This window comes from Bacillus sp. SRB3LM, assembly GCF_015712745.1.
Classification (GTDB): Bacteria; Bacillota; Bacilli; order Bacillales; family Bacillaceae_G; genus Bacillus_A; species Bacillus_A thuringiensis_K.
Genome location: NZ_VWVQ01000076.1, coordinates 62,316 through 75,439, shown reverse-complemented (window position 1 = coordinate 75,439; position 13,124 = coordinate 62,316). Strand labels below are relative to the sequence as shown.

Below are 13,124 nucleotides of genomic sequence, written 5' to 3'. Positions count from 1 at the left end.
ACGAGCTAGATGTTCGAATTGTATTAATTCCTATAAACCGTTTAAAAATAACGAAGGCGCCAAAAGTATATGGAATCAAAATAGAGAAAAGACACCTTGAAGGGTGTCTTTTCTCTATTTTGAAGATGATATGTAAGTAACTTCTTTGTATGTAATAATATGTTGTATTTTTACACTAACTTTTTAAGAAAAATTTAAAGCTCTTTTCTTAATCTATTTGTAATAAAATGAATCATAAAATTTTATCGATATAATAAATAAAACTTTCTCAACATTATTTGATTTAATAACTATATTCAACTGCTCTCCAATCCATTACAATAATTTCACATTGAAAATAAATGAATATTCTCAATGTTATAAATGGTTTATACCTTATTGGATTACTATGGGAAAGGATGTGAAATGTCTAATAAAAAATCATTTTTTGTGATGAAATAAAAAAAAATAATGAGAAAAATGTTATTTTATTATCCCAAAATTCTCTTGAATTACGTGTTATAACCTTCATGAGAGAAATGATGATTTTTTGTAGCTTGGAAAAGTGCATTGTAAAAATAAGTTAAACATTTATGGAGGAGTATATGAGCGAACAAATTTATTACTGGTCTCCGATTAAGCATTGGGAGAAGTTGCATAATGAAGTTTTGATAGGGGAAATGAGATTTACAGGTATTCTGTCTGAGTGGTTTCCTGATTTTTATTTTATGGCTCAAAAAGGTGTGAAAATTAGTGAACTAGTAGAGCGCTTTTCGTTAGGGAATGTAGAAGAGACACAAAAAAACATAGAACTCATGATAAAAAATCGTGTGTTAGTAAGTAACATATTACACCCAAGAGAAGTATTTTCTTCACAAGAAAAGATTTTTCCAAATCCATATAGCAACCAGATTCGCTTTTCTAAAGAAGAGTTAGATAAGTATATGAGTGAACAATTAAATCGCACGCACGTTGCTGCACGGTCAACCGAAATTCAACTTGAAACAACAGATGAGCTACCCACTATAATCAAGGAACGTAGGTCTTGTCGTCAATTTGAAATGGAAAAACACATCGGTTTTTCGGAATTTTCCCAATTCTTATCAACTCTAAAACAGGTTAAGGAAGAAAAAATATACTATCATTACGCAAGTGCAGGCGGGCTCTATCCCATTGATATCTTTGTTTATATAAAACCAAAACGTATAGAGGGTATGAAAGCTGGATTTTATTATTATAACCCATCAAAAAATAGTCTTGTGATTGTAAACAACATTGATCAAGTGATCAAAAGTGATCATGAGTTAATTAATCAAGATTTATTTACTCAATCTGCATTCTCAGTTTATTTGGTTTATAATGCGAACGCTTCCATTCCGAAATACGGTTCAGATGGATATTTATTTGCTTGTATTGAGTCAGGCATTATCACTGCTACCTTAAATATGGTTGCTGAGACATTAAATTTAGGGGTTTGTTCAGTTGGTCATATGAAATTTGAAGAGATTCAGCAATTTTTATGTTTGGATAACCATCAAGTGTTTCTCCATGGGCTTGAAGTTGGCTTGAAAATTAACGAGTAGAAGAAATGAATATTAGGGGGATAAAGATAAAAATGCACATTAAAGATCGAAGTTCGATTCATGAAAATAAAGAAGTAGAAGCGTTTTGGAAGGAGCAATTATCTTCCGAGATTCTCGATTTTTCTGTATTTAATAGCGATTACCAACTAAATAAAGAAACACCTTGTGAGTACGTTCAAGTCATAGTGAATGTAGAAATTAGTAAAAATATACAAAAAATAAGTAAGTCTCAAGATTTATTATTATTTAGCTGGTTTCAAGCCGCTTTAAGAGTTTGTTTGGCACATTATACAGATCAAGAAAGAATTACTATTGGTATTCCTATAATTGAAAAGAATCTTGAACAAAGTGAGAATCTTAATAAGTTGATTCCTTTAGGAAGTGAAATCCATCCGCATCACACCTTTAAACAGTTAGTAAATGAGATTGAACAAACGACTTTATTCGGGTATGAAAATCAGGAGTATCCGCTCTCTGAATTATTAGTTAAACACAATTTAACTCCTTTTCAAATTGTAATCGGGATGGAAGGATTACATAATGAAAATTCACTAGAAGAATACGCAGAGAATAATTTAGTCCTATGGATACGAAGAAAATGGAATGAAATACATAATGAATTTGAATTTCAAATTTCTTGCAAGTCCCGTTCATTCTCTTCTTTGCAACAGTTTGCCAATTCGTATTGTTATGTTTTAAAGCAAGTTTCACAAAATCCGAATTTGGCATTGAAAGATATTTGTATTATTGCAGAAGGAGAAAAAGAGTTGTTAGAAGGATTGAATACTTTTCAAACAGGCATAGACTTGTTTCAATCATTTCAAGATTTGTTTGAAGCGCAAGTATTAAAAACTCCAGATCAAATTGCTGTTGTTTGTAATGATCAATCTTTGACATATAGAGAATTGAATAAGAAAGCGAATCAATTGGCTTCTATTCTTCAAAGTAAAGGTGTTTCAAAAGAAAGTATTATTGGCGTTATGGTAGATCGGTCATTAGAAATGATTATTGGTATGGTGGGGATTTTAAAAGCAGGAGCAGCGTATTTACCAATCGACCCTAACTACCCAACTGAACGAATTGAATATATGTTACAAGATAGTCAAGCAAAATATTTACTTAGTAAGCGAACAGAGGAAGTATTGCCACAATTTGCAGGTGAAGTACTGTATCTTGATAAAGAATATCTTTTTCAAGGTGAAGAAAGTAATTTAGTACAAGAACATAATCCTAATGATTTAGCTTATGTTATTTACACATCAGGATCGACAGGAAATCCAAAAGGGGTAATGATAGAACAAAAATCGCTAGTTCATTTTTTAAATGTAATGAGAGAAAAAGTAAAAGCTAATCAATCATTCTTGTTTCTTGCTAGTGTATCTTTTGATATTTCCTTGTTAGAAATATGTCTTCCTTTAACGCAAGGTTCAAAAGTAGTAATTGCTACAGAGGACCAGTTTGCAACAAAAGAATTGGCTCATTTGGTCAAAAAACATAAAGTGGATTTATGGGAATCAACGCCTTCGCGAATGGAAGTGATTTTGAGTGATCCAGAAGGGGCAAATTTTCTAAAAGATTTAAAATCTATTTTATTAGCAGGAGAATCATTTTCCATTGATTTGGTTGAAAAAATTCGTTGTATCAGTGAAGCAACAATTTTAAATATCTATGGTCCCACAGAAACAACCATTTGCGCAACAGTAAAAGACTTGAGCACTTCCAAAGAAGTTACGATTGGCAAACCAAATCCGAATTATCATTCCTATATATTGAATAAGTATGGCCAATTAAAACCATTTGGAATTCCTGGTGAACTCTGCATTGCTGGCGTAGCGGTAGCACGAGGGTATCTTGGTAAAAGTAAACTGACAGATGAAAAATTTGTACCGAGTCCTTTTACGGCAGGAGAAATGATGTATCATACAGGTGATCTCGTTCGTTGGTTGCCTAATGGAGAACTTGAGTATTTAGGTCGAATGGATCATCAAGTGAAAATTCGGGGGTATCGGATTGAATTAAGAGAAATCGAAACTCAATTAAGGGAATATCCAGAAATAAACCAGGCTATCGTTGTTGATCAAGTGTATGGAAATAGGAAATTATTAGCTGCCTACTATGTATCGGATAACAAGGTGTCTTTTGGTGAAATCAGAAAATATTTAAGTGATAAACTACCTGAGTTTATGATTCCTGAAAAAATGATTCAGGTAGAAGAGATTCCATTGAATCCAAATGGAAAAGTGGATAGAAAAAGGTTATTGGATATAACACAAACGGATTATGTATCAATCCCATACGTTGCCCCGCGCAATGAAATTGAACAAAAATTAGTGTGTGCATGGGAAAAAGTTATGGAGATTGAGGGAATCGGTATTCATGATAATTTTTTTGCATTAAAAGGAGAATCTATTAAAGCACTTCAAGTAATTAATTTACTAAGAAAAGACTGCTTAAAAATAAGTACAACAGATTTTTTTAAACACCCCACAATCGCTCAACTGAGTTCTTGTGTAAAGTTAGAGCATAAAGAGGAAAACTTTGAAAGTAGACCAACTCATGTTAAAGATTTATCTAATCCATTTTCCTTAACAGAAGTTCAGACAGCGTATATGTTAGGAAGGAATTCACAGTTTGAATTAAGTGGTATTTCACCTCAAACATATTTTGAATATGAAACAACATTGGATATCAATCGTCTTTCAAAAAGTTTTCAAAAGGTAATCCATCGTCATCCAATGTTGCGAGCTGTAATTTTACCAGAGGGAAAACAGCAAATATTACAAAGCGTTCCTGATTACGAGATTGAAATAGTGAGTCTCATAGATTTAGATGATAGGAATCAAAATGCTCGCTTGCGAGAAGAGCGTTCTCGAATGACTAACCATGTATTCCCTTTGGGAAAATGGCCTTTGTTTGAATTGAAAGCTTTTCTTTTAAAAGAAGACACGTATTTATTATGTTTTCGATACGATGCTTTATTAATGGACGGAGCAAGCATGAACATTGTTGGACAGGATTTGTTGCATTATTATTATAAACCAAATCAAAAATTAGAATCTTTATCTTTTGATTTTCAAGATTATATGTTTATCTATGATGAAATGGAACAAAGCGAAGAATATAAAACAGCAAAAGATTATTGGACAAGTAAGCTGCCTGACTTTCCGTTTGCACCTTCTTTGCTGTTAAAAAAGGATCCAGCAGAGATTGCTACTCCTAAATTCCAATCACTTACAAAAATCCTGGACAATGAAAAATGGACAAAGCTACGAAAGTTAGCACAAGAGAAAGAGGTAACGCCTTCCGCTCTACTTTGTACAATATATGGTGATGTGTTGGCATATTGGAGTAATCAACGTCGATTAGCAATTAATTTGACTGTATTTAACCGTTATCCTGTTCATGATGAAGTAGAACAGATTGTAGGAGATTTCACATCGCTTATTTTGTTGGATGTTGATGTAAAACCAGAGCAAACTTTCTTTACTAGAGTAAAAGAAACGCAAGCTACTTTATTAGATGGCCTTGAACATCGTCATTACGATGGAGTTAACTTTATTCGAGATTTTACTCGATATCATCAAATGACGCCAAAAGCAGTTATGCCAATCGTTTTCACCTCGATGTTAGCAGGTGCAGGTGCTTTCTCTTGGGAACAACTTGGTTCTCTTCGCTATATTCATGCTCGGACTCCACAAGTGTATTTGGATAATGTAGTAATTGAAAAAAATGGAGAGTTATTAATTAGCTGGAATTATGTTGAAGAGTTGTTTGATATTGATGTGATAGAAGCAATGTTTTCCCAATTTGTTAACTTATTGGAACAATTGGTGAAACAAAGCGATATAACATCTTTGCAGATGAAAGAATCGGATCAAACTTTAATTGAACAATACAATGAAACAACAGAAAAAATACCTTCAACTACTCTGTATCAATTATTTACAGACCAAGTAAAACGTACACCGAATGAAGTAGCGGTGGTATTTGAGCAAAAATGGTTAACATACTCGGAACTTCATAAACGCTCCAATCAAATTGCCCAATTCTTAAAAGAGCAGGGGATTGGTCTTGGTGACAAAGTGGGTCTTTTAGCCAAAAGACGAGTTGACACAATTGTTAATATGCTAGGTATTTTAAAAGCAGGTGCTGCTTATGTTCCGATTGATCCCGATCATCCTTTAGATCGCCAAACATATATTTTAAAAAATAGCTCATGCAAGCTTTTATTAGAACCTAGTCTTTATGAAGAAAATGATTTGTCATTTTATACAACAGAAGATATGCCCTCTATTGCTGGTCCAGAAGATATTGCCTATATTATATACACTTCAGGAAGTACAGGAAAACCAAAAGGAGTAATTATTACTCACCAAGCGGTTACAAATACTATTCAAGACATAAATCAAAAATATGAGGTGAATGAAGATGATCGTATTATTGGTATCTCTTCCATGTGTTTTGACCTATCTGTATACGATATTTTCGGAGCTTTAAGCACAGGTGCAATGTTAGTAATGATTCGTGATCCGAGAGACATGCAAGAATTAATCCGCACTGTCGAACGTAGAGGGATTACAATTTGGAATACAGTGCCTGCAATCATGGATTTGGCATTGGATCAAGTAGGTTCTCATTTTGAACATTCTTCTTTACGTTTAGTTTTACATAGTGGAGATTGGATTCCGCTTTCTTTACCAGAAAAAATAAAACGACATTTTCCGATTGCAGAAGTAGTTTCACTAGGAGGGGCAACAGAAGCATCGATTTGGTCAATTTATTATCCGGTCAAACAGGTGGAATCACATTGGAATAGTATTCCATACGGGATGCCCTTGGCAAACCAAACGTATTATGTGTTGAACTATGAAAAGAAAATGTGCCCTGTTGGTGTAATTGGAGATTTATATATCGGGGGAGTGGGCCTTGCTAAAGGATATTTAAATGATGAAAAGAAAACAAATGAAGCGTTTGTGTCACATCCTGATTTTGGTCTTATATACAAAACAGGAGATTGTGGAAAAATGCATTCTGAGGGATATATTGAATTTTTAGGCCGCCAAGATTACCAAGTAAAAATTCAAGGGTATCGAGTAGAGTTAGAAGAAATCGCTCATTGTCTTCTAACTTATAAACAAGTCGAACATGCTGTCGTAATTGATCAAACAGATGAGAACGGAATAAGATTTTTAGTTGCATATGTGGTAACTAAGCAAAATATTAGTACAACAGAACTACGAAAGCATTTGCGAGATCACTTGCCAGATTACATGATTCCTTCTTATTTTGTTTATTTGGACCAATTACCCTTGACTCCAAACGGTAAATTAGATAGGAAAGCGCTTCCTGCTCCCGAGAAACAAACAAATGAAGTATTTATTGCTCCAAAAACTGAAATGGAAAAAATATTAACTAGTATTTGGCAAGAAGTACTCAAAATAGATCAAGTTGGAGTAAATGATCATTTCTTCGCCTTAGGTGGAGATTCGATAAAAGCGATTCAAGTGTCCGTCAGACTGTATCGACAAGGATTTGAGCTTGAACCAAAAAATCTATTTTCATTTCCTATATTAAGGGATATGGTTCAATTTGTTAAAAAGCTAGACCATTTTTCAAGTTCACAAACAAATGATGTAAACATAATGAACGATAATAAAGCTACATTACTAAATATTAAAGATAAACAACTTAATCAACAAACACTTACCAAAATACAAGAAAAAATGCCGGATATAAAAATAGAACGTATTTACCCGTTAGCACCTTTCCAAGAAGTTATTTATGAACATGCTACGAATGAACCTGATACAAATGCATATTTTGAACAAACAATTTGGGCACTTGAGGGGGAGTTGGATATTAAACTCTTTATTCAGTGTTTCAAACAATTAGTTGATCGTCATGATTCTTTAAGAACAATAATTGTGCAAGATGAACAAGCAAAACCTTGGCAAGCTGTTCTATATGATGTTCAAATAAATTCAGAAATAAAAAACTTGATTGAGATGACGAAACAAGAACAGCAAGAATTCCTAAAACAGTGGATGAATGAAAATTTAAGTCGAGGATTCAAAAATGATGAACCTATGACACGTCTCTGTATATTCCAACTAGGTAATAATGAGCATAAGGTAATTTGGAGTTCCCATCATCTATTATGTGATGGGTGGAGCGTCAGCATTTTGATAGACGAATTATTCCAGCTCTACGAAACTACAAATGCGGGAACTATGGCGGAGTTACCTATGGTAAAACCTTTTGAAACATTCATAGACTGGACTTTGGCACAAGATCATGAGAAAGCACGTCATTTTTGGCAAGATTATTTATCAGGATACAATCAGAAAATTAGTATTCCTAAAAAGAAAGTCCCATCTAAAAGTGAAGGGTTAAACTTCACTTTTATGGATTTAACATTAGACAAGGATTTGACTGATCAGTTACAGACATTTGTAACTAAAAATAATATAACTATGAATACGGCATTACTAGCTGTATGGGGAATATTGCTTGGCAAATTCAACGGAACGAGAGAAGTAGTATTGCCTAATCTAGTATCAGTCAGACCTCCCGAAGTAGAAGGAATTGAAAATATGTTCGGTCTGTTCACAAATGTTTTGCCTATCCGATTAGCATGGACAGAAACGCAATCTTTTGTGGACTTCCTGCAAAAGGTACAACTAGAGACATTGAAATGTAATGAGTATGCATACTATTCATTTGTTGATATACAAAAGCAAAGTGAATTAAAAACTGAGTTGACTGACCATCTTTGGGTTTTTGAAAACTATCCAACTAATCCAGCAATCTTTTCTTTAAATGAAAACAGAAATTTTGCTATCACGGATTACGAAGTTGTTGATGAGCCACATGTAAAGTATGGAATTATGTGCTTCCCTGAAGAAAAGCTTACAATAAAGTTTGGATTTGATCAAACCGTATATGAAGCAGAGAAAATACAGGGAATATTAAATCACATCCATGGATTAATCAACATGATTCTTCAAAATCCAATACAAGCAATTGGTGATTACAAATTATAAAAAATGAAAAGGCGAGCAAGAACTCGCCTTTTTAAATAGAATAGGAGTAAACCAAATGACAAAAAACTTGCAGTTATCAGCCGAAGAGATGCGTCAGTTAGGATATCAAGCGGTTGACTTGATTGTTGATCATATGAATCATTTAAAAAGTAAACCAGTTTCAGAAACGATTGATAGTAATATTTTTAGAGACAAGCTAATTGAAACGATTCCGGAAAACGGATCTAATCCAAAAGAATTACTTCATTTTCTTAATAACAATGTGTTTAATCAAATTACTCATGTGGATCATCCTCATTTTATGGCTTTTGTGCCAGGTCCTAATAATTATGTTGGTGTATTAGCAGATTTTTTAGCAAGTGGGTTTAATGTATTTCCTACAGCTTGGATAGTAGGTGCAGGTGCCGAACAAATTGAATTAACGACAATTAACTGGTTAAAATCAATGCTAGGATTCCCTGATTCAGCTGAAGGACTATTTGTCAGTGGCGGTTCCATGGCTAATTTGACTGCACTTACTGTAGCGAGACAGGTCAAGCTGAATAATGACATAGAAAATGCGATTGTTTATTTTTCTAACCAAACTCATTTTTCTGTAGATCGAGCACTTAAAGTATTAGGTTTTAAACAGCACCAAATTTGCCGAATTGAGACAGATGAAGATTTAAAAATTTCAGTTAGTACTTTAAGAAAACAAATAAAAGAAGATCGATTAAAAGGGAAAAAACCATTCTGTGTTATTGCTAATGCAGGGACAACGAATTGCGGAGCGGTGGACTCCCTCGATGAATTGGCTGATCTATGTGGTGATGAAGATATATGGCTACACGTGGATGGGGCTTATGGGGCTGCAGCAATTCTCAGTGAAAAAGGAAGGGAGTTATTAAGTGGAATTCATCGTGCTGATTCTTTAACGTTAGACCCGCACAAATGGCTTTTTCAGCCTTATGATGTTGGTTGTGTACTCATTCGAAATAGTCAATATTTAAGCGAAACGTTTCGTATGATCCCAGAGTATATTAGGGATACGGAAACTAATATAGAAGAAAAAGTGAATTTTGGAGAGCGTGGAATTGAACTTTCCCGTAGATTTAGAGCATTAAAGGTATGGCTTTCTTTTAAAGCATTCGGAGTTACAGCTTTTCGTGAGGCAATTGATCATGGCATTATGCTAGCTGAACAAGTTGAAGAGTTTTTAAGGAAAGAAAAAGATTGGGAAGTAGTAACACCTGCCCAATTAGGAATTGTTACTTTTCGTTATATTCCATGTGAGCTAACATCTACAGATACAATTCATGAAATAAACAAAAAATTGGTAGAAGAAATTAATCAAAGAGGATTTGCTATGCTAAGTACGACTAAATTAAAAGAAAAAGTAGTAATTCGACTTTGCTCTATCAACCCAAGGACAACAAAAGAAGAAATACTTCAAATCATGATGAACATAAAAGCATTAGCAGAGGAAATAAACACATCGCCTAAACATCTTATATCTGTTTCTCAACCTTGATATATTAGGCGGATTTTAAATATAATAGCCGATTCTTATTTAGAATCGGCTATTATATTTAAATGATAAATACATATATACTATTTATAAGTGTTTCTCTTGTAATGGGATTAAGCCTCAACCTTGGATACTCGTTTGAAACCAGTTTTTATTGCTTGTACTATTTCGTTCACAGCATAAATAGATACATCGGCATTTGGATTTAACCCTTCAAACCAGTGATAGGCATTTGGATATAAATGAAACTCCACATCAACACCAGCTTGTGCTAGTTTGCTTACATAGGTTAATGTTTCGCTGCGGAATGGATCTAATTGACCAACAAATGTGTAAGTATACGGTAAGTCACTATAATCCTCAGCTCGAGAAGGTGCTGCATAGGCAGGGATTTGATCCGTTCCATACATTTCTCCTAAATACATTTTCCAGCCAGCTTCATTTGCCTTTTGGTTCCAAACAAATCCCTCTTTAATTTCATTCGCTGAAGGTGTATCATTTCTGTCATCAATCATTGGATATAGTGGCATTTGTAAACAAATTGAAGGATATTTTCGATCTCGGGCTAATAATGATAATGCTGCTGTTAGTCCACCGCCAGCGCTTACTCCTGCAACCCCAATTCGATTCGAATCAATGTTTAATGACTTTGCATTATCAGCAATCCATTTTAAAGCTGAATAACAATCCTCAATTGGTGCTGGGTAAGGGTATTCAGGTGCTAAGCGGTAGTCTACAGACACGACCACACAGCTAGCTTCTTTTGCAAACCTCATACAAGTATCATCGTTATCATCTATAGACCCTAAGATATAACCTCCACCATGTATCCATAATAAGACAGGTAAAGATTCATGATTTGATTTTGGACGATAAATTCGTAATGGTAACGGATTATCATCAGGCCCAACAATGACTTTATCTGTTAAAGAAAGAGAGTCATCAACAACGGTAGGTGGTCTCATTTGAGCTATTCCTTCTCTGATTGATTGCAAATTTTCTGGGCGTAAATCGAGATCCGGAAACATCTCTAACCCTTGTAATAATTCTGGATTTACTCTAGTTTTCATTTTAGCACCCCTATTTGTAATTGTTTTCAAATAAATGAAGTGTATTCTAAGTAGTTTAATTGTAAAAGAACACCACAATTAAATTGTAAATTGGATATGTTATAACAGTCAACAGAACATTCAGAAATTAAAACCTTTCTCAAGAAGGAGTTTCATGCAATCAGTAATACAAGTAGTGGATTTAAGAGCAAAGTGTTTTAATGTCGTTGTAATTATGTACATTAGAAAAATTTTATAGATAGTTATCTTAAAAATAAACAAAGAGAGAAGAACTAACCAATGTTTCTTCTCTCTTTTCATATGTAATTAGGGTATCCATAACTGTAAATACGGAGGGTATAGATTAATGGATGAATAATTTATTTTTAAATTAATAACGTAACAAATAAAGATTTTTGTATGTAATATTGCATATACAGCGATCACTGGTGAAAATGCTGAGCATTGTTTTTCTATATGGTAAATTAGTTCCTTAGTTATTTATTTTATTTCATTTTCAATCGTGTAAGGCTAGGGGACGAAGATTTACAAAGGTGACTAGTAAAAAATATAACAATATAAGTATAAGATTTTGTACTTAGTAATCTCGCGATTTAAGGCATGACATTGGATAAGGGCGGGGAGTTCAATCGATTTTGAATAAAATCAATAGTATCAGTTGCAATTTTTTTACGTTTAAGAACGATCCCGGCATGCCCACATTTATAAATATATCGTGGAGGTCTTTCCCAAGATTCCCACAAGTAGTCTGTATCCTCAGAATGCACATATAGATCATGCTTACCTGAAATTAATAAAATATTTTCTTTTTTTACTTTTGGCAATGCTTGACTCGGTTCAGTGATTTTCCAATAATCTATTAAATCATCATACGTAACACCATGATGTTCCAAGTCTTCTCTAATAAATTTACCTGGAGTTGTATTCCAAATAGAATAAGAAAGTCGATTTGCATAGAAAATGGATGCTAACACATCAATTTCTCCTTCAACAAGAGAGGTTAAGTTAGTTATAAATCCGCCTAAACTAATTCCTATTAGAATCAGGGGCCCCTTTTTATTTGCTTTAATCCATTTAATCAAAGCTCGTAAATCAGCTACCGCTTGTCTAGTTGCTTGTACTGTTCGTTCAATATTTGCACTTACCATATACTCTCCACTGAATAAGGATTGATCGGGTTTTCTTTCAAAATGATAGGGTAGAGTGAAATAATACATATTCCACTTCAGGCTGGTCATATGATCGTGGAATATGTTTTTCACACGTTCGTTAGAATCCATTCTCCAACCGTGAACAAAGATAACATGAGGTGCATTTTCATTTTTATGTAAGAATAATTCCCCAGTTACAGAGTCGTTGCGTGAATCACCGGATTGAACCGAACTTTTATAGTTGAATTGCCCAACCATGTATTCATTTTCCTGCTTTGAATGCTTAATGTCAAAATGAAAATGTGATGGTTTTACTTTATAAAAAGATTCTATGTTCTTTATATTTAATGAAGTGTTAGAAAGGGAAGTAAACTGAAATGCTACACTTCTTTTTTTGTGTAAATCATATAAGGCGTACCGATCAATGAGTTTTGAAAAAATCAAATTAACCTCCTCCAAAATACATATTGTTTAAAACATAAACAAAATTTATGTTTTAAATTAAGTAGGAAATATTTTCTTTTCCTACTAGTAGGTGCTTGAATTATAAAAATAGGTGATGAATTTGTATATTATATTATAAAGCTTACAATAGATAATTTATACTAAAATGTAAGAAGCAAGTTAATATTCTTATCCATATAAAAGGATGTTTACTTGCTTCTTTTCTTATTAAAAGATGTAATTTCTATGAGGAACCTTACAATTCCCATATAGATATTCACAATCAGCTTCTATATATTTATTGTATAGAAATTATACAATAAATATATCTTTCATGTTACATACAT

Annotated in this window: 5 protein-coding genes; 3 read left to right on the top strand and 2 right to left on the bottom strand. The window is 33.4% G+C overall.

The window, feature by feature from the left end:
* Positions 1-584 precede the first annotated feature (584 nt).
* From F3I02_RS21515 to F3I02_RS21505, 3 genes are read left to right on the top strand one after another with little or no spacing between them, the layout of a single operon-like run.
* Complete coding sequence (locus tag F3I02_RS21515) at positions 585-1,562, top strand: SagB/ThcOx family dehydrogenase (RefSeq protein ID WP_000003217.1); 978 nt, start codon at positions 585-587, stop codon at positions 1,560-1,562.
* 32 nt (positions 1,563-1,594) lie between these two features.
* A complete protein-coding gene (locus tag F3I02_RS21510; protein ID WP_196478411.1) occupies positions 1,595-8,605 on the top strand; it encodes a non-ribosomal peptide synthetase in 7,011 nt (2,336 codons plus the stop codon).
* Positions 8,606-8,660: 55 nt separating this feature from the next.
* Entirely contained in the window at positions 8,661-10,115 is a 1,455-nt protein-coding gene (locus tag F3I02_RS21505; protein WP_000164808.1) for a pyridoxal phosphate-dependent decarboxylase family protein, read from the top strand.
* Between the two features lie 110 nt (positions 10,116-10,225).
* On the opposite strand, the gene F3I02_RS21500 is transcribed toward F3I02_RS21505, so the two are convergent.
* The gene (locus F3I02_RS21500; RefSeq protein ID WP_000857945.1) at positions 10,226-11,182 is read right to left on the bottom strand and encodes an alpha/beta hydrolase; all 957 of its coding nucleotides are present in this window, start codon (positions 11,180-11,182) and stop codon (positions 10,226-10,228) included.
* A gap of 593 nt (positions 11,183-11,775) precedes the next feature.
* Positions 11,776-12,777: an alpha/beta hydrolase gene (locus tag F3I02_RS21495; RefSeq protein ID WP_196478410.1), complete on the bottom strand. Its 1,002-nt coding sequence runs from the start codon at positions 12,775-12,777 to the stop codon at positions 11,776-11,778.
* Positions 12,778-13,124 lie beyond the last annotated feature (347 nt).

Excerpts from the sequence above, each read along its gene's own strand:
- F3I02_RS21500 (WP_000857945.1), bottom strand. The coding sequence starts at position 11,182 with ATGAAAACTAGAGTAAATCCAGAATTATTACAAGGGTTAGAGATGTTT.
- F3I02_RS21515 (WP_000003217.1), top strand. The coding sequence starts at position 585 with ATGAGCGAACAAATTTATTACTGGTCTCCGATTAAGCATTGGGAGAAG.
- F3I02_RS21510 (WP_196478411.1), top strand. The coding sequence starts at position 1,595 with ATGCACATTAAAGATCGAAGTTCGATTCATGAAAATAAAGAAGTAGAA.
- F3I02_RS21505 (WP_000164808.1), top strand. The coding sequence starts at position 8,661 with ATGACAAAAAACTTGCAGTTATCAGCCGAAGAGATGCGTCAGTTAGGA.